This is a genomic window from Sphingomonas quercus (assembly GCF_018863195.1).
GTDB classification, from domain to species: Bacteria; Pseudomonadota; Alphaproteobacteria; order Sphingomonadales; family Sphingomonadaceae; genus Solisphingomonas; species Solisphingomonas quercus.
Map to the genome: position 1 here is coordinate 596,455 of NZ_JAHKRT010000001.1, position 17,677 is coordinate 614,131.

The 17,677-nt window shown below is 68.3% G+C and carries 18 protein-coding genes; 8 read left to right on the top strand and 10 right to left on the bottom strand.

Annotation, left to right across the window (positions count from 1 at the left end; all coding sequences use genetic code 11):
- Positions 1 to 18 precede the first annotated feature (18 nt).
- Together KOF26_RS02930 and KOF26_RS02935 are read left to right on the top strand one after the other, a co-directional pair.
- Positions 19 to 672: a response regulator transcription factor gene (locus KOF26_RS02930; RefSeq protein ID WP_216319654.1), complete on the top strand. Its 654-nt coding sequence runs from the start codon at positions 19 to 21 to the stop codon at positions 670 to 672.
- Positions 669 to 2,012 carry a sensor histidine kinase gene (locus tag KOF26_RS02935; RefSeq protein ID WP_216319659.1) on the top strand — a complete coding sequence of 448 codons (1,344 nt, stop codon included), beginning with the start codon at positions 669 to 671 and terminating at the stop codon, positions 2,010 to 2,012. Before KOF26_RS02930 ends, KOF26_RS02935 begins: the two co-directional genes overlap by 4 nt.
- Here the strand turns inward: KOF26_RS02935 and KOF26_RS02940 are convergent.
- Positions 2,009 to 3,844 (bottom strand): phosphoenolpyruvate carboxykinase (GTP), encoded by a 1,836-nt coding sequence (locus KOF26_RS02940; protein WP_216319662.1) that lies wholly within the window; start codon positions 3,842 to 3,844, stop codon positions 2,009 to 2,011. The two genes, KOF26_RS02935 and KOF26_RS02940, sit on opposite strands and share 4 nt — an antisense overlap.
- Before the next feature lie 110 nt (positions 3,845 to 3,954).
- Here KOF26_RS02940 and KOF26_RS02945 point away from each other — a divergent pair, with 110 nt between their 5' ends.
- Both KOF26_RS02945 and KOF26_RS02950 read left to right on the top strand, forming a co-directional pair.
- The gene (locus KOF26_RS02945) at positions 3,955 to 5,154 is read left to right on the top strand and encodes a LysR family transcriptional regulator (protein WP_216319666.1); all 1,200 of its coding nucleotides are present in this window, start codon (positions 3,955 to 3,957) and stop codon (positions 5,152 to 5,154) included.
- A 47-nt stretch (positions 5,155 to 5,201) separates the two neighbouring features.
- Positions 5,202 to 6,362 (top strand): aminotransferase class I/II-fold pyridoxal phosphate-dependent enzyme, encoded by a 1,161-nt coding sequence (locus KOF26_RS02950; protein WP_216319668.1) that lies wholly within the window; start codon positions 5,202 to 5,204, stop codon positions 6,360 to 6,362.
- Here KOF26_RS02950 and KOF26_RS02955 read toward each other — a convergent pair.
- Both KOF26_RS02955 and KOF26_RS02960 read right to left on the bottom strand, forming a co-directional pair.
- Positions 6,304 to 6,747, bottom strand: coding sequence for a YbaN family protein (locus KOF26_RS02955; RefSeq protein WP_216319672.1), 444 nt, complete (start codon positions 6,745 to 6,747; stop codon positions 6,304 to 6,306). The genes KOF26_RS02950 and KOF26_RS02955 overlap by 59 nt on opposite strands.
- Before the next feature lie 47 nt (positions 6,748 to 6,794).
- On the bottom strand, positions 6,795 to 7,262 hold the full coding sequence (locus KOF26_RS02960) for a hypothetical protein (RefSeq protein ID WP_216319676.1): 468 nt from the start codon (positions 7,260 to 7,262) through the stop codon (positions 6,795 to 6,797).
- Between the two features lie 128 nt (positions 7,263 to 7,390).
- On the opposite strand from KOF26_RS02960, the gene KOF26_RS02965 reads away from it, so the two are divergent.
- On the top strand, positions 7,391 to 8,059 hold the full coding sequence (locus tag KOF26_RS02965) for a Crp/Fnr family transcriptional regulator (RefSeq protein WP_216319679.1): 669 nt from the start codon (positions 7,391 to 7,393) through the stop codon (positions 8,057 to 8,059).
- A 29-nt stretch (positions 8,060 to 8,088) separates the two neighbouring features.
- Here KOF26_RS02965 and KOF26_RS02970 read toward each other — a convergent pair whose 3' ends face one another.
- The 5 genes from KOF26_RS02970 to KOF26_RS02990 form a co-directional block, all read right to left on the bottom strand.
- Positions 8,089 to 8,565 (bottom strand): VOC family protein, encoded by a 477-nt coding sequence (locus KOF26_RS02970; RefSeq protein WP_216319681.1) that lies wholly within the window; start codon positions 8,563 to 8,565, stop codon positions 8,089 to 8,091.
- Between the two features lie 61 nt (positions 8,566 to 8,626).
- The gene (locus KOF26_RS02975; protein ID WP_216319684.1) at positions 8,627 to 9,205 is read right to left on the bottom strand and encodes a GNAT family N-acetyltransferase; all 579 of its coding nucleotides are present in this window, start codon (positions 9,203 to 9,205) and stop codon (positions 8,627 to 8,629) included.
- 70 nt (positions 9,206 to 9,275) lie between these two features.
- Complete coding sequence (locus KOF26_RS02980; RefSeq protein ID WP_216319688.1) at positions 9,276 to 11,402, bottom strand: methyl-accepting chemotaxis protein; 2,127 nt, start codon at positions 11,400 to 11,402, stop codon at positions 9,276 to 9,278.
- A 258-nt stretch (positions 11,403 to 11,660) separates the two neighbouring features.
- Positions 11,661 to 12,266 (bottom strand): alpha-ketoglutarate-dependent dioxygenase AlkB, encoded by a 606-nt coding sequence (locus tag KOF26_RS02985; protein WP_216319691.1) that lies wholly within the window; start codon positions 12,264 to 12,266, stop codon positions 11,661 to 11,663.
- Entirely contained in the window at positions 12,263 to 13,489 is a 1,227-nt protein-coding gene (locus tag KOF26_RS02990; RefSeq protein WP_216319694.1) for a DUF763 domain-containing protein, read from the bottom strand. Before KOF26_RS02990 ends, KOF26_RS02985 begins: the two co-directional genes overlap by 4 nt.
- Positions 13,490 to 13,682: 193 nt before the next feature.
- On the opposite strand from KOF26_RS02990, the gene KOF26_RS02995 reads away from it, so the two are divergent.
- From KOF26_RS02995 to KOF26_RS03005, 3 genes are read left to right on the top strand one after another with little or no spacing between them, the layout of a single operon-like run.
- Positions 13,683 to 14,099, top strand: a complete 417-nt coding sequence (locus KOF26_RS02995; protein ID WP_216319697.1) for a VOC family protein — start codon at positions 13,683 to 13,685, stop codon at positions 14,097 to 14,099.
- 28 nt (positions 14,100 to 14,127) lie between these two features.
- Complete coding sequence (locus KOF26_RS03000; RefSeq protein WP_216319700.1) at positions 14,128 to 14,556, top strand: VOC family protein; 429 nt, start codon at positions 14,128 to 14,130, stop codon at positions 14,554 to 14,556.
- Positions 14,557 to 14,583: 27 nt separating this feature from the next.
- Positions 14,584 to 14,916: a YciI family protein gene (locus KOF26_RS03005; RefSeq protein WP_216319703.1), complete on the top strand. Its 333-nt coding sequence runs from the start codon at positions 14,584 to 14,586 to the stop codon at positions 14,914 to 14,916.
- Positions 14,917 to 14,955: 39 nt separating this feature from the next.
- Here the strand turns inward: KOF26_RS03005 and KOF26_RS03010 are convergent, their stop codons facing one another.
- Together KOF26_RS03010 and KOF26_RS03015 are read right to left on the bottom strand one after the other, a co-directional pair.
- On the bottom strand, positions 14,956 to 16,377 hold the full coding sequence (locus KOF26_RS03010; RefSeq protein WP_216319713.1) for a UdgX family uracil-DNA binding protein: 1,422 nt from the start codon (positions 16,375 to 16,377) through the stop codon (positions 14,956 to 14,958).
- Positions 16,374 to 17,606 carry a putative DNA modification/repair radical SAM protein gene (locus KOF26_RS03015; protein ID WP_216319715.1) on the bottom strand — a complete coding sequence of 411 codons (1,233 nt, stop codon included), beginning with the start codon at positions 17,604 to 17,606 and terminating at the stop codon, positions 16,374 to 16,376. Before KOF26_RS03015 ends, KOF26_RS03010 begins: the two co-directional genes overlap by 4 nt.
- Between the last annotated feature and the right edge of the window lie 71 nt (positions 17,607 to 17,677).

Here is a 17,677-nt window from a genome sequence, read left to right on the forward strand (position 1 = left end):
AAACACGGGGGGAAAATATTGCGCATCCTGCTGGTCGAGGACGAGGCGGAGCTGGCGCGGCGGATGGTCGCCAACCTCGCCGCCCACGGCATGACCTGCGAATGGATGACCACCGCGGAGGACGCCGCCGATTTCGTGTCCGATGGATTCAGCGCGCTGATCGTCGATCTCGGCCTGCCCGGCATGGGCGGAGTCGAGCTGGTTCGGCTGCTGCGCCGGCGTGGGCTGACCGTGCCGATCCTGATCTTCACCGCGCGCGGGCGCTGGCAGGAGAAAGTGGAGGGGCTGAACGCCGGCGCGGACGATTTCCTCGTCAAGCCGGTGCGCATCGAGGAGCTGGTGGCGCGCCTCCACGCGCTCGCGCGGCGCGTGGCCGGCTTCGCCGCCACCCGGCTGACCAGCGGCGCGCTGGCGCTCGATCCCGCCACCGGCGAGGCGTGGCTGGACGCCGAGCCGCTGACGCTCACCGCCAATGAATTCCGGCTGCTGCAACTGTTCCTCTACAATGCCGGCCGGGTGCTGACGCGCGAGGCGATCCTGGACGGGCTCTATCGCGTTGAGGAGGAGCGCGATCTCAACACCGTCGAGGTGCTGGTCGGCCGGCTGCGCCGCAAGATCGGGCGCGAACGCATCGCGACGGTGTGGGGCATGGGCTACCGGCTGGCGACATGACTGGCATTGACACGCAAAGCCTGCGCTTCCGCTTCATCGCCGCCTCGCTGCTCTGGCTGGGGCTGGCGACGTTGCTGGCCGGCGTGTTCATTGCCTCGCTCTACCGCAGCCATACCACGCAGCGCTTCACATCGGAGCTCGGCCATCATCAGGACGAGCTGATCGGCATTACCCGCATTGATCCAGCGGGGCGGCCATCCGTGCGCCAGCCACTCGCCGATCCGCTCTTCCTGCTGCGTGGCTCGGGCTATTATTGGCAGGTCGAGCAGCCGGGCGGCGTGACGGTCACTTCCCCGTCGCTCGGCGGCAAGCGCCTCGACAGCGGCGCAACTCCGGATGACCGGGGCTTTCAAAAGGTCCCGGGTCCGTTCGGCAGCGTGATGCAGCACAGCCAGCGCGCGACCCCGCCCGGAGGCGGGCCACCGCTCATCTTCACTATTGCCGGTGCCAGCGACCTTCTCGACAATGAGGTCGCGCGCCTCCACCGCGATCTCGCATTTTCGCTGATCGTGTTCGCGGCTTTGATGGCGGCCGGCATCATGCTGCAGATCCGCTTCGGCCTGCGCCCGGTGCGGCGGCTGGGCGACTGGATCGAGGCGCTCCGGCGCGGGCAGATATCGCGCCTCCCCGAGAGCGACGTCCCGAGCGAGTTCCTCGCCATCGTCACCCGGCTCAACCAGTTGCTCGACGCGCAGGCGACGCTGGTCAGCCGGGCGCGGGTGGAAACAGGCAATCTCGCCCATAATCTGCGCACGCCGCTGGCACTGATCGGCGACGAGGCGGAACAACTGGCGCGGGCCGGGCGCGGGCCGGCCGCCGCCTTCATCCTCGACCAGTGCGCGCTCATCCAGCGCCAGATCGATTATCACATGATGCGCGCCGCCGCCGCCGGCACACGCGGCACCAGCGCGGTGACGGCGGTAGCGCCGCTGATCGAGCGGATCGTCGAGGCGATGCGCCGCCTGCATGCCGAGCGCGGCCTGCGCTTCGATGTCCAGATCGAGGCCGGGCTCGATGCGCGCTGCGATCCGGGCGACTTGTCGGAGATCGTCTCCAACCTCATCGACAATGGCTGCAAATGGGCGGCGTCGCGCGTCTCGGTGTCGGCGCGAGCGGCAGGCCAGACGGTGCGCATCGCGGTTGCCGACGACGGCCCCGGCATTCCGCACGACAAACGTTCGGAGGTGCTGGACGTCGGCGTTCGCCTTGACCCGAGCACGCCGGGCACGGGCCTCGGCCTTGCCATCTCGCGCGACATGGCGATGCTCTATGGCGGCGAGATTACGCTTGAGGCGCGCGACGGCGGCGGGCTCGTCGCCGCCGTCGAGCTACCGGCCTAGCCCAGCCGCCTCTCCAGCGCGTCCTGCTGGCGGATCAGCGCCGGCGGGCAGCGATCGCCGAAGCTTTCGAGATAGGCGCGGCTCAACCCTGCCTCCTCCGCCCACACCGCCTTGTCGACGGAAAGCAGCGCCGTCAGCCGCTCCGCGCTCAGCGACAGGCCACCGAGATCGAGCGCCGTCTCGGTCGGCAGCAGGCCAATCGGCGTGGACTGGGCCTCGGCGCGTCCCTCGACGCGCTCGACGATCCACTTCAGCACGCGGGCATTGTCGCCGAAACCCGGCCACATGAACTTGCCCTGCGCGTCCTTGCGGAACCAGTTGACCAGGAACAGCCGCGGCAGCACCGACGGATCGGACTGGGCGGAGGCGCCGACACGCAGCCAATGGGTGAAATAATCGCCGATATGATATCCGCAGAAGGGCAGCATCGCGAACGGATCGCGGCGCAGTTCGCCGACCTTGTTCTCGGCTGCGGCGGTGCCCTCCGAAGCGATGTTGGCGGCGAGATACACGCCATGATCCCAATCGAACGCTTCCGTGACCAGCGGCACGGCGCTGGCGCGGCGGCCGCCGAACAGGATCGCGGAAATCGGCACGCCGTCCGGGGAATCCCATTCGTCGGCGATCACCGGGCATTGATCGGCGGGTGCGGTGAAGCGCGCATTGGGATGCGCGGCGGGCTTGCCGCTCGCCGGATCATAGGGCTGCCCGGTCCAGTCCGTGAGCCCCTCGGGCGGGGTGTCGGTCAGCCCTTCCCACCACACATCGCCGTCGGCGGTGAGCGCGGTGTTCGTGAAGATGCAATTGCCGGTCAGCGTCGCGATGGCGTTGCGATTGGTGGCAAGGCCGGTGCCCGGCGCCACGCCGAAGAAGCCAGCCTCCGGATTGATCGCGTAAAGTCGCCCGTCCCTGCCGAAGCGCATCCAGGCGATGTCGTCGCCGACCGTCTCGGCCTTCCAGCCGGGAATGGAGGGCTCCAGCATGGCAAGGTTGGTCTTGCCGCAGGCGCTGGGGAAGGCGGCGGCGACAAAATGGCTGCGCCCTTCCGGCCCGGTCAGCTTGAGGATCAGCATATGCTCGGCCAGCCAGCCCTCGTCGCGGGCCATGACGCTGGCGATGCGCAGCGCGAAGCATTTCTTCCCGAGCAGCGCGTTGCCGCCATAGCCCGAGCCGTAGGACCAGATTTCGCGCGTCTCCGGGAAGTGGACGATCCACTTTTCCTCATTGCACGGCCACGGCACGTCGGCCTGCCCTGGCGCCAGCGGCATGCCCACCGAATGCACGCAACACACGAAGAAGCCGTCGTTGCCCAGCGCATCGAGCACCTGCCGGCCCATGCGGGTCATAATCCGCATGGAAAGGACGACATAGGGGCTGTCCGTGATCTCGACGCCGATCAGGCTCTTGTCCGAGCCGAGCGGCCCCATGCAGAAGGGCACCACGTAGAGCGTGCGCCCGCGCATCACGCCGTCGAACAGGCGCCCGAGGCGATCGCGCATCTCGCCGGGCTCGGCCCAGTTGTTGGTCGGACCAGCATCGCTCTCCTGCTCGGAGCAGATGAAGGTGCGGCTTTCGACCCGCGCCACGTCGCGAGGATCGGAGCGGGCGTAGAAGGAATTGGGACGCAGCGCCGGATTAAGCGGAATCAGGGTGCCTGCGCCGACCAGCTCGGCCGACAGGCGATGCCATTCGGCCTCAGACCCGTCGCACCACACCACCTTGTCGGGCTGCGCGCGCGCGGCGACATCGGCCACCCATTCGAGCAAGGCGCGGTGGCGCGTGGGCGCCTCGTCACGCACGTCGAGCTGTTTGCTCGCCGGTTCCAGCAGCATGTCGTGTTCCTCTCCACCCGACTTTTCTCGCAGCATGGAAGCTATTCGGCATGGCACCCGGCCGCCAATTCCTTTATTGGAAAGCCATAAGCTCAGGCTAAACATGCACCATGACCGCTGTATACAGCCTCAATCTTCGTCATTTGCGCATGTTGCGCATCATCGCCGACAGCCGCAGCCTCAGCACGGCGGCGCGCGCGGTGGCGATTTCCCAGCCGGCGCTCACCCAGGCGCTGGCGAAGATGGAGACGGCATTCGGCACCGCCGTCTTCCACCGCACGGCGCAGGGCGTGGCGCCGACCAGCGGCGGCCGGCGTCTCATCCAGCGCGTGTCCCGCTCGCTCGATGCGTTCGGCGTGGCCTGCAGGCGCGCGGCCAAGCCGGTGAACAGCCAGAAGCTCGAAGCCTGGCTGACCATGTCCCATGTGCGCGGGCTGATCGCGCTGGCCGAAGCGGGCAGCTTCCTCAAGGCCGCCGAGGAGGCGGGCGTCTCCGTCCCCTCGCTGCACCGCGCCGTGCGTGACCTGGAGGCGCTGGCCGGCGTGCGGCTGGTCGAGCGGCGCGGGCGTGGCATGGGCCTGTCCCGCACCGGCGCCAGGCTCGCCCGCGGCTTCATGATCGCCACCGCCGAGCTTGCCGCCGCGCTGGAGGAGACGGCGTCGGGCGGCCAGCGCCTGTCGATCGGAGCGATGGCGCTGTCGCGCTCGCTGCTGCTGCCGGCCAGCCTCGCCGATCTGCTGCAACGGCGGCCCGATATCCACGTCGACGTCATCGAGGGCTCGTTTCTCGAACTGGTCGAATTGCTGCGCAACGGACGCATCGACGTATTGATCGGCGCGCTGCGCGAACATCCGCCGCGCGATCTGGTGCAGGAAGCGCTGTTCACCGACGCGCTCACCATCATCGGCCGCGCCGAGCATCCGCTCGCCGGGCGCGTCGCCGACTTCACCGAACTGGCCGCCTATCCGTGGATCGTGGCGCGGCGGGCATCGGGGCTGCTCGATCAGTGGCAGCAGATGTTCGATCGTTCCGGCGCGACCCGCCCGACCGCGCCGATCCAGTGCGGATCGGTGGCGCTGATCCGCGGCATCCTGGTACGGTCCGACTTCCTGACCCTGCTTTCCACGGATCAGGTCCGCGCCGAGATCGAATCGGGCACGCTGGTGACGATCGCGTCATGCGTGCCCGATACCCAGCGCACGATCGGGGTGATCACCCGGCGCGACTGGTTCCCGACGCGGTTGCAGGAGGAGTTCATGGCGACGTTGAAGCTCACCGGCTCCGAGTCGACATCGGCGAAGATGAGCTGACCGGCATGCGTCTTGCGCCGCCCGGCCTGCGCGCATAGCGGGAAGTCATGTCCGCCGAGATCGACCCGTTTCACGCCATCGCCATCAGCCGCCTCGCCCACCGTCTGCGCGTCGAGGGGCGATCGGTGATCCATATGGAATTCGGCCAGCCCTCCACCGGCGCGCCCACCGCCGCCATCGCCGAGGCGCATCGCATCCTCGACACCGACGGCATGGGCTATTGGGAGAGCCCGCCGCTCAAGGCGCGGATCGCCGCCCATTATCAGGAGGCCTATGGCTTGGCGGTCGATCCCGAGCGGGTGATCCTGACCTGCGGCGCGTCGCCGGCGTTCGTCATGGCGCTGTCCTGCCTGTTCGCCCCGGGCGCGCGGGTGGCGCTCGCCCGGCCGGGCTATGTCGCCTATCGCAACACGCTGAAGGCGCTGCATCTCGTGCCGGTGGAGCTGGCCTGCGGCGAGGCGGAACGTTTCCAGGTCACCGCCGAGGCGATCGAACGGCTGGAGCCGGCGCCGGACGGGCTGATCGTCGCCAGCCCCGCCAATCCGACCGGCACGATCATCCCGCCCGAGGAGCTGAAGGCCATCGCCGCGGTGTGCCGCCGGCGCAATATCGCGCTCATCTCCGACGAGATCTATCACGGGCTGAGCTACACGCTGCCTGCCGATTCGATGCTCCAGCACGCGCCCGAGGCGCTGATCATCAACAGCTTTTCCAAATATTTCAGCATGGCCGGCTGGCGCCTGGGCTGGCTGGTGGTGCCCGAGGCGCTGATCCCGGCCGCGCGGGCGCGGATGGGAGCGCTGTTCCTGACGCCCCCGTCCCTGGCCCAGCATGCCGGGCTGGTGGCATTTGACTGCCGCGACGAACTGGACGGCCATGTCGAGAGCTATCGGCGCAACCGCGCCTTGTTGCTGGACGCGCTGCCGGCGCTCGGCCTGCGCCGGATCGCGCCGCCGGACGGGGCCTTCTACATCTACGCCGATGTCAGCCATCTGACGCAGGACAGCCTCGGCTTTTGCGAGCAGCTGCTGGTGGAGACCGGCGTCGCCACTGCGCCAGGGATCGACTTCGATCCGGTTGCCGGCCACGGCTTCATGCGGTTCAGCTTCGCCGTATCCACCGACCGCGTGGAGGACGCGATCACCCGGATCAGGCCGTGGTTCCTGGATCGCGCGCAGCGCGTTCGTGGAGAGGCGCCGGGCGGCTGAGTACGAACGCCGCGCACGCGGCCATGCCGGCACCGACGCCGAGGCCAAGCGCCCATCCCGGCCGCGCCCCGATCCAGAACAGCCCATAGCCGAGCGTAATGCCGCTCACCGCCGCGATCTTTGCCTTGCGGCCGATCGCGCCCTCGGCCCGCCACGCGCGAAGCGTCTGCCCGAAGCGGGGATGATCGAGCAGCCACCCCTCCAGCCGGGGCGAGGAACGCGCGAAGCAGCCGGCGGCGAGGATCAGGAAGATCGTTGTCGGCATCAGCGGCAACAGCGCGCCGATGAAAGCCAGGGCGACATTGACGAAGCCCAGTGCCAGCCAGAAGCCGCGCGTCAGCATGCCGCCGGCGCGGGCGCCCTCCACTTCCGGTCTATCGCTCATCCACCTCGGCCCCTTCGCGCCGATGATGACCGCATTTGCGTAGCTTGTCATATATTCTCGCGGGCGGGAGCGGACGACGCGCTCTCATCGGCACAGCAGCAGGTCCCGGACTGGGGCTCGGCGAGTTCATGTTGCAGGGCGGCGACCAGCGCCTGGCCCATTTCCAGCCAGGCGTTGCGGATCATCGGCTTCTCCATGGCGCACGGGCCGCTGGTGAGCGCCGCGGCCAGCGCCTCGAGCAGGGTTTCGCCCTCGCCGGCGCGGACGAAGCGGGAAATCTCCGGTCCGGCCTGATTGATCCGCCACGGCATCACCCGCGCCGTCCACAGGATCATGAGATCGATCAGCTCGCCGCCGATCAGCATCGCCTCGGTCAGCGACAGACGAAGCTCCTCTGTGCGGCCGGGTACGAGGGCGAGGGCAAGGGCGACGGGCAACCGGGCGTGGCGGCTTCGCAGTTCGGCGAGGGTCGCCTGGGCAATTTGCAGCGATTCGGCATGCGGATAGAAAACCAAGACACTTCCCCTGTCCGGCGGATGGCTCCGCAAACAAGGGCAAGACAGGCATGTTGGTCCTTGTCGGGTGGCAAGTTTGCGCCGAAAACAGGCAGATCGCGGTCGGGGTGTGGCCTTGGGGGGCTCGCATGCCGAACATACCGTGGGATCTGGTGCCGCTCGATCTGCCTGGGGAGGTCACGCGTCGTGCGATCCCGCGTCGCTTCGCGCCGCAGCAGGATCTGTTCCTGCAGGGCGAGCTGCCGGTGGAGATTTTCGTGCTGATCTCGGGCCGCACCAAGGTGTGGCGGCTGAACGAGCATGGCGTCGCCGCGACTTTGCTTATGCTCGGCGGCGGCGAGGTGGTCGGCACGCTGGGGATGATCAACGGCACCACCAATCCGGTCTCGGTCTCCGCGATCGACGCGGTCACCGCCGTTTCCTGGCCGGTGTCGTTGTTGCGCGAGGCGATGGCGGGCAGCGCCAAGCTGGCCAACGGGCTGCTGCGGATCGTCACCCGCCGCGCCGCCCAGCTTGTCGACCGTTTCGACGATGTCGCCAACCGGCCGGTGGAGGAGCGGCTGGCGCGCCTGCTGCTGCGCCTCGCCGGGGAGCTGCCGCTGGACGACGAGGCGCTGACCATCGTCCTTGAGCTGCGCCAGCAGGAAGTGGCCGATATGTGCTTTTCCACCGTGCCGACGATCAGCCGCACGCTCGCCGCGTGGGAGCGAAGCGACGTCGTGGAGGTGTCGCGCGGCCGCATCCGTATCAACCATGTGTCGCAGCTGGCGATGATCGCCGGCATACCCGTCGACTGACCCGGATTCCCCCGTCGAGGGGAGAGTCGTCAGCCGGCGGCGGCGCGCTCCAGCGCGGCGACGTCCAGCTTGATCATTGCCTGCATCGCGGCAAATGTCCGCGCCGCCACCGCAGGATCGGGATCGGCGAGCAGGCGCGGCAGCATCGCCGGATAGACCTGCCACGGCACGCCCCAGCGATCGCGCAGCCAGCCGCAGGCGATCTCCGCCCCGCCATCGGCGGTCAGCGCTGCCCATAGCCGGTCTATCTCCGCCTGGTCGGCGCAGGAGACCGCGATCGAGGCGGCGGTGCCATAATCGGCCGGCGCGCCGCCGTTGAGCGCCTGGTAGCTCTGCCCGGCGAGCGTGAAGTCGACGAGGATGACATCGCCCGTCCCGCCGCCGGGCCATGGCCCGGGCGAGCGCAATATCTGGCCGATCTCCGAGTCGGGCAGCAGCGACACATAGAAGCGGACGGCCTCTTCGAGGTCCTTGCCGAACCAGAGGCAGGTGCTGACATGCGGCATGCGATCACCCCTTGCTTGCCTGTCGTGGGAAGCGGGATGATGCCCGACCCGGCCCGCCTCCTCAAGCGGCGCCGGCGGCCGGCCCGGTGGCTGCGGGCCGGCCATGCGGGCGTTCGATCAGATAGACGATCATCGCACCCGCGGGATCATCCGGCCCATAATCCGCGTGGCGGAAATCCATGTCGGCGCGCCGCTTCATGCCAAGCCGCTCCATCAATCCCCAGGAGCGTTTGTTGCCGATCGTCGTCCACGCCCCGATCACCGGCGCATCGAGATTGGCCCAACCCCAGTCGATGCTGGCCATCGCCGCCTCGCGGGCGAGGCCCCTGCCCCAATAGCGCTCGGCGACCCGCCAGCCGATCTCGGCAAGGCCGGCGACCGGCGCATAGCCGTAATTGCCGGCGATACGGATACCACAGCTGCCGACCAGCTTGCCGGTGCCGCGCAACTCCATCGCCCAGTAGCAGTGGCCGAAACGTGCCTGATCCTCCAGTCGCCGCGCGAACATCGCGTCGATCTGCGCGCGGTTGCGCAGCCCGCCGACCCTGGCCGTCATGCCGGGCGTGCTGGCCAGCGCCTCGAACGCCGGCCGATCCTCTTCACGCCACGGGCGGAGCAGCAGGCGCTCGGTGTCGATCATGCCGACGCGATGGGCCAGCGGCCGGGCAATGGCAATGGACGCGCGCCGCGAGGGCGCGCGCCTGCTGCCGTCAGCTCGCCAGCCGCATCGCCGGGCGCCGGCCCGACCGCGCCGGAGCGGCGATCGGCGCGTCGCTGGTCCGGAACTGGGCGACGAGCTCGGCAAGGCTGCTCGCCTGACCGGCAAGGTTGCGGGCGGCGGCGGTGCTTTCCTCGACCATCGCCGCATTCTGCTGGGTGAAGTCGTTCATCTGGCCGACCGCGCCATTGACCTCGGTCAGGCTGGTCGACTGCTGCTCGGCGGAGGTGGCGATTTCGTTGGCGAGGCCGCTAATCTCCTCGATACGGCCGACGATGCGATCCAGCGCGAGGTTCATCTCGCCGACCAGCTCGACACCGGAGCGCACCTGCGAGGAGCTGGCGTTGATCTTGGCCTTGATGTCACGCGCCGCGTCCGACGATCGCTGGGCGAGCGCGCGCACTTCGGATGCGACCACGGCGAAGCCCTTGCCCGCCTCGCCGGCTCGCGCCGCCTCGACGCCGGCATTGAGGGCGAGGAGGTTGGTCTGAAAGGCGATGCCGTCGATCACCGAGATGATGTCCGAAATCTCCCGCGAGGCCGTCTCGATGCCGCTCATCGCGTCGATGGCGCGGCGGATGACGACGCCCCCCTCCTCGATGTCGCGCTTCGAATCGCCGACCACTTCGCTCGCCTTGGCGGCGGCCCCGGCGGTGCGGCGCACGCCGGAGGTGATCTCGGTCATCGCCGCCGCCATCTCCTCGAGGCCGGCGGCCTGCTGTTCGGTGCGCTGGGCGAGATCGTCGGAGGCGGTGTTGATCTCCTCCGAGCCGTAGCGCACGTCGCGGACGCTGCCGGAGACGGCGGACAGGGCATTTTCGAGCCGCGTCATCGCCGCGTTGAAATCCGTCTTGATCTGCTCGTAGCTGCCGCTGAACGTGGCATCGATGCGCGTCGACAGGTCGCCCTCTGCCAGCCGCTGGAGATTGCCGGCGAGCGCGGCGACGACGCGCTGCTGCTCCTCGTCGGCGCGGCGCTTCTCGCGGGCATTCTCGCGGAACACGTTCACCGCCTCACGGATCTGGTCGATCTCGATCGCCTGCGTGACCTCGCGCTGCGGATCGGAAAGGTCGCCGGACGCGAGGCTCTTCATCTCGTCGGCAAGGGCATGCATCGGCTGGCCGACGACGCGCGTCGCGGTCATGCGGATGACGAGGACGAGGCCGCCGATCATCAGCAATGCGGTCAGCAACAGCACCAGCTCCGCTTCCCGGGCGTCGGCGAGCACGGCCGAGACCGGCAGGTCGATACGCACCGTCCACGGCGTTTCGAAACCGTTGAGGACTACCGGGCGATCGACGCGGATCACCTTGCCGAGCACCGGATCGGAGACGGTCGTGCCCTCTTCCTGCGGCGCCTCGCCCTTCTTGCCGAGCAAGGCCTTGTCGGCATTGTAGACATAGGAATTGCCGCCCGACAGCAGCTTCACGTCGCCGCCGAACGGCAGCTTGAGGGCGCCGATGCGCTTCTGCAGGTCGCTCAGCGCCATGTCGGCGCCGACCACTGCGATGGCGCGGCCGTTTTCGATCACCGGCAGCGCGATCGAGGTCATCAGCACGGTCTTGCCGTCGACCGCATAATCATAAGGCTCGACCATCACGGGTTTGCCCGAACGCTGGGCCAGCAGATAATAGTCGCCCGCGCCGGGCTTGTCGTAATCCTCGAGCGGGGCGAGCGCGATCCCCGTGCCGGCGCGATGCCAATAAGGGACGAAGCGGCCGGTGCGATCATGGCCGGGGGTGTTGATGAAGCCGCCGTCGCGCCCGTCGAACGCGTTGGGCTCCCACGCCGTCCAGGTGGCGAGCAGCTCCGGCGTCTCGTTCAGCGTCGTGCGCATGATCATATTGTGGGTCTGGCGGTCGACGACATGCTGGCGGCGCGAGGCGACGATCGCGTCGCGCATGCCGGAAACCGTGCCGATCGGCCGCTCGAACTCGCCGCGAATATCGGCAGCGACACGATCCGCGACGATGGCGCCGGTCTCGCGCGCGCGGCTCTTCGCCGACAATTCGAGCATCACGCCGGTCGCGCCCGAGCCGATGGTGACGAAGCAGGCGACCGCGATCGCGCCGCGCGTGCCCAGCAGGGCCGCAAGTGACTTCAGGCTTGTTTTTTCCATCTTGGTGCCTCCCCCAGCGTGCGATGCACCTAAAGCGGGAAGCGCTAACGAATCGTAACTGCGCGAGCGCAGATCATGGCAATTTGCCTAATTGATGTTGCTGATCATTTATTCGAATGTGACGAACTATTACGGATAAATCATGCCAAGTATACATATCTATAGATAGACTGCCCCATGCAAATGCCAAGAAGTCTCGAGACTGGAGCATAATGGCCGAAATTCGCCGGATACTAAGTCGCGCAAGCCACCCCGGCGTTAGATCATATTCCCATCAGGCGCATCCGCGTTCGCCGGCCGTCCGATCGGCGAGGCGAGGCTGCGGAAGGTGATCGACCAGCGCGTCTCGGCCATCGCCGCGATGCTATGTTCCCAGCCATGGCGGGCCTCGCCGGTGAGGTGATAGGCGCCGCGCGGCGGCAGCGGCACGGCGACGCGCTCGAACTTCGCGGCCATTCGGCGGCGGAAGCGCATCACCGCCGGCGCGCCGAGCGACAGGCCAAGGACGTGCTCGAACGCCGGCCGATCGCGGTGCCAGCCGATGCCGGCGCCGGGATCGTAGCGGATCAGCAGCGCCTGCACGAAATCCGCCGCCGGCAGCCCGGCAAAGCCCGCCATCCGCTCGCGATATGGCAGCAGCCAGTCGGGCATCGGATCGCCGACCTCGAGCCGGCCGCGATCGAAATCATAGCTGTGGCCGAACGATCTGGTCAGGCGCTTGCCCTCCCAGCCCTGGAAGCGGAAGGGCGCAAGCTCGGTCGCGTCGATCGCCGCGATCAGCAGGCGCTCCTCCGCCGCGCTGACCAGCGCCTCGCACGAAGACAGGCCGGGCAGCGGGGGCAGGCCGAACAGGTCGCCGGTCATGCCGGCGGCTCCCAGCCGAACACGCTGCGGCCGCCATAATCGTGTGAGCGCGCCCGCTCATCGGCGAGCAACGCATCGACCCCCGGCCCCACGGCGATGGCCTCCAGCCGGCGGGCCTGCGCATCGAGGCGGCGGATCGCGGCCAGTTCCTCAGCCTGGCCGAGCCCGGCCTTCTGGACGGCCGACTTCATGACCGCGATGGTGCGATCATAGACGCGGGTCGGCACCGGATAGGGATGGCGATCCTTGCCGCCGTGAGCGAGCGAGAAGCGCGCCGGGTCGGTGAAGCGGCACGGCGTGCCGTGCACCACCTCCGCCACCAGCGCCAACGCCCGCACCGTCCGCGCACCGATGCCGGGGACCAGCAGCAGTTCCGCGAAATCGGCCGGTCCGCGATCGGCCGCGGCCGCGAGCGCGCCATGCAGGCGGCGGGTGACGATATTCTCGGGCCGCACCTCATGGTGATCGGGCATGACGAGATGGGGCAGCATTGCTTGCTCGGCCTGGAACGGCGGAGCCTCCAGCGCGTCAAGCGCGCGGGCGATGCCATCCGGCCCGAGCGAGCCGAGCAGGTCGAGCTGGCCGGCCCGCGAGGCGGCGGCCCGACGATCGGCGAGGTTGACGATCATGCCCTGCCCCCGCCCCTCGATCGCGGCGTGCGGCGCGTCGATGAAGCTCTCCAGCCCCTCGGAATGCCAGTGGTAGCGCCGGGCCTGCTTGCGGGCGCCGTTCATCCCTTGCTGCACGACAACCCACCGCCCGTCATCGGCGACGATGAACCCGTGGAGGTAGAGATCGAATCCGTCCTGCACGGCGGCACTATCGACCTTGGCGACCAGCCGGCTGGAGCGCGCCAGCGCCGACCCGTCGAGCCCGACCCGCTCGCCGACCGCGATCAGCTCCTGCGGCGTCGCCCGGCTATGCTTGCCCCGCCCGCCGCAGACGTGGAGGCCGAGTTCGCCCGACAGCGGCGCGAGCCCGCGCTTGAGCGCGCCGAGCACGCTGGTGGTGATGCCGGAAGAATGCCAGTCCATCCCCATCACCGCCCCGAATGACTGAAACCAGAAGGGGTGGGCGAGCCGCCGCAACATCTCGTCACGGCCATATTCGAGGATGATCGCCTGAGTGATCACCGCGCCCAGCCGCGCCATGCGCTGGCCGAGCCACGCCGGCACCCGGCCATTGTGCAGCGGCAGATCCGCCCTGCCTGCCCGCGCCGCCATCAGCGGACCTCGCGAAACATCGTCATGGAGCCGCCATAGCATATCCTGAACAGACAGGGAACATCCGGGCTCCTTGAGCCGATTTCACCGGCCCACGCGAATTTTTTTCCGGGCCGCTGTCGAAATGGCGCATGGCCGTTCGTCAGGGGAATGTCGGGCGCTGGTGGTAGCGCCGGTGGTTGGAGAAAGTGACATGGCCAAGCTGATCTTCGTGAACCTGCCCGTGACCGACCTCAAGCGATCCATGGCCTTTTACGAGGCCGTCGGCGCCCCCAACAACCCGCAGTTCACCGACGATAGCGCCGCCTGCATGGTCTTCTCCGAGACGATCCACGCCATGCTGCTGACCCATGGCAAATGGCGCCAGTTCACCGACCGCCCGATCGTCGACGCCCATCAGGGCGCGCAGGTGCTGCTGTGCCTGTCGGAAGACAGCAAGGAGGGCGTCTCGGCGATCGTTGAGAAGGCGGTCGCCGCGGGCGGCAAGGCCGATCCGACGCCGGAACAGGATTACGGCTTCATGTACGGCCGCAGCTTCGAGGATCCCGACGGCCATATCTGGGAAGTGATGTGGATGGATCCCAACGCCGCCCCGCCGCACGGCGAATAAGCACACCCAGCCAGGAAAGGATCGTCCGATGCCCCAGCCAATTCCCTATCTTTCGTTCGACGGCGATTGCGCCGAGGCGATGCGCTTCTACGCAGCTGTGCTCGGCGGCACGCTCGGCATGATGAACGTCGGCCAGTCGCCGATGTCCGATCAATGCCCGTCCGAGGAGCGCGAGCGGATCATGCACGCCCGCCTCGCGCTGGCGGACGGCTCGTCCCTCTATGGCGGCGATTGCATGGGCGGCATGGCCTATCAGGGGCAGCATGGCGTTTCGCTGACCCTGAATTTTGACAGCGTGGCCGAGGCCGAGCGGGTGTTCAACGCCCTCGGTGAAGGCGGCGAGGTCACGATGCCTTTCGCCGACACGTTCTGGGCGAAGAAGTTCGGCATGGTCAAGGATCGCTTCGGCACCCATTGGATCGTCAATGGCGAGCTTCTAGAGCTGTCGCTGAGCTGAGTGCGTCACGCGTGGAGGGGTGAGAGGATGAAGTATCTCTGTCTGGTCTATCTCGATGCGGAGAATTGGAGCGCCTGCCCGGACCGGCAATGCTTTGATTTCGCCGCGGGGCTGGCCGCCGACGGGCGCCTCATCGCCGCCGAACCCCTCCACCCGATCGACAAGGCCGCCACCGTGCGCGTGCGCGGCGGCCAGACCAGCATCTCCGACGGCCCGTTCGCGGAGACGCGCGAACTGCTCGCCGGCTTCTACCTCATCGACGCGGCCGATCGCGAGGAGGCGCTCGCCCTCGCCGCGAGGATTCCACCGGCTCGATATGGCAGCATCGAGGTCCGCCCGGTGCGCGAGCTGGCGCCCTGACCCCTTTCTCCGCGCTGGTCTCGGGAAGGGAGAGAAAAGTCAGATCGCCGCCACTGCCCGCCGCAGCTCGCGCACGAAGCGGCCGCGCTCGATGGCGCGCCCCTGTTCGTCGGGCAGGCGGAGCAGGAAGCTCGGGTGGACCGTCGGCAGCAACAGCCGCCCGCCCCACGGCAGAGCGGCGCCGCGTACCGGCCCGAGCGCCTGCTTGCGACCGGACAGTGCGTGGAGCGCCGTCGCGCCGAGCGCGACCACAATTTTCGGCGCGACCAGCCTGACCTCCTCCGCCAGCCACCAGCGATAATGGGAGATGTCGCCGGTGGTCGGCGTCTGGTGGATGCGGCGGCGGCCACGCTCGGTGAATTTGAAGCGCTTGACGGCATTGGTGAGGAAAATGCCATCCCGCGCCAGCCCGGCCTCCGCGAGACATTGATCGAGCAATTGCCCCGCCGGCCCGACGAAGGGGCGCCCGGCCTCGTCCTCCTGATCGCCGGGCTGTTCGCCGACCAGCATCAGCGGCGCGCTGGACGGCCCCTCCCCGAACACGACCCGTCGGGAGAAGCCCGGCGACGGCGGCGCGTCTTCGGCATCGAGCGCGGCATAAAGCCGATCGAGGTTGTCGAAGCGACGCTCGGCGACCGGGATCTCGGCCAACCGCTCCTCGCTCCGCGTCCCGCCCTCCACCATCGCGCCGACGCGCCGGCCCGCATCGCCGATCAGCCCGGCGATGAGCGGCGCTTCAGGCAGGTTGCGCCAGTAGCGGACCGGCATTTCACGCTTCATCATGTTGATCTTGAGGCGGGCGGGATTGAAGATGCTGGCATAATAAGCCTGCCATTCCGCCTCCACCGCATCCTCGGCGGGTACGTCGTCGCGCGAACCGCCGGGCCCCTCGCGGAGCGCGACACCGTCCCAGGCGATGCTCGCCTCCGGGGTGACGATCAGCCAGTCCATGCCGGCGAAGCGATCGCGAAAGAAGCCCGCCGTCGCCCGCGCGATATGATGATCCGGCTCGAACCAGGCGGCGAACTGCTCCCGCCCGTCCACGACGCCGATTTTTCGGAAACGCACGAAGGCGTGCATCTTGTGGATGTCGCGCCGCACCGCCTTGGCCAGGCCGTGGAGCGCGATCATGTCCGGATCGGACGGGTCGCGATGGAGATGCGGCGCGGCGCGCAGCCGCCACAGCAACCGATAGGCGAGCGCGAAGCGGTGCGGCGCGCTGTGCATCAGCGCATCGCGCAGCAGCCCGAGCAGGTCGCGCGGCACGCGTATCGCCTCCCCATCCGCCGGGGCGGTCGGCCCCGCCATAGCTCCGATGCCGAACAGATCGGGCGCGTCGCCCCCGGCGACGTCCCACACGACCCCTTCCGGCGCGATGCCGGCGGCGAGGAAGGCGCGGGCGTGATCGCGCCAGCCGGCGAAATCGTCCGCCGCCGCCAGCGTCGCGCGCGCCGCGGTCACGCGAACAGCGGCAGCTGCGCCGGCGCCAGCCGCGTCCCGAGATCGGCGCGATCGATCAGCCGGGTCGGCCGCCAGTCGGCGGCGACGATGAACGGGCGCACCTTGCGCAGCACGCGGCACAGCCGGCCGACATCCTCCAGCCGTAGTCGGCGATGGCGGCGGGCGAGGATCAGCCTATCGACGACCTTGGCGCCGAGCCCCGGCACGCGCAGCAGCATCTCGCGCGGCGCGCGATTGACGTCGACCGGGAACATGTCCCGCCTCTCCACCGCCCAGGCGAGCTTGGGATCCATGTCCAGCGACAACCGGCCGCCCTGCATCGTGCCGGTGATTTCATCGACCGAGAAGCCGTAATTCCGGAGCAGCCAGTCCGCCTGATAAAGCCGATGCTCGCGCATCAGCGGCGGCGGCTGGGCCGGCAGCGTGCGGCTGGCGTCGGGGATCGGCGAGAAGGCGGAATAATAAACCCGCTTGAGGCCGTAATCGCGATAGAAAGCGGCGCTGGTGCGGAGCATGTGATCGTCGCCGGAATTGTCGGCGCCGACGATCATCTGGGTGCTCTGGCCGGCCGGCGCAAACGCCGGCGCCTTGCGCGATTCCTGCCGCTCGGCCCTGGCCTCGCCGATGCGCTTGCCGAGATCGGCCATGGTGCGGCGGATACAGGCGCCATCCTTCTCCGGCGCGAGCGCGGCGATCGCCTCGTCCTGCGGCAGCTCGATGTTGATCGACAGCCGGTCGGCATAGCGGCCGGCGCGCGCGATCAGTTCGGGGTCGCCCTCGGGAATGGTCTTGAGGTGGATATAGCCACGAAAGCCGTGATCCTCGCGCAGCGATCGCGCCACCTCGACGATCTGCTCCATCGTATAATCCGGGCTGCGCACGATGCCGGACGAGAGAAACAGGCCCTCGATATAGTTGCGCTTATAGAAATCGAGGGTCAGATCGACGATCTCGGCCACCGTGAACGCCGCCCGGCGCACATTCGAGGACGAGCGATTGATGCAATAGGTGCAGTCGAACATGCACATGTTCGTCATCAACACCTTGAGCAGCGAGATGCATCGCCCGTCCGGCGCATAGCTGTGGCAGATGCCCATGCCGGTCGTCGAGCCGATGCCGCCCGTCTCGCGCGAATCCCGCCTGGCGCCGCCGCTCGATGCGCAGGAGGCATCATATTTCGCGGCGTCGGCGAGGATCGACAGCTTTTCCAGGCGGGTCAGCTTGGTCATCGTTCTCTATTTGTTCGCTATCGGCCGATTTTACAAGTCATTTTCGAATTCGATCGAACCTCCTGCCGGGA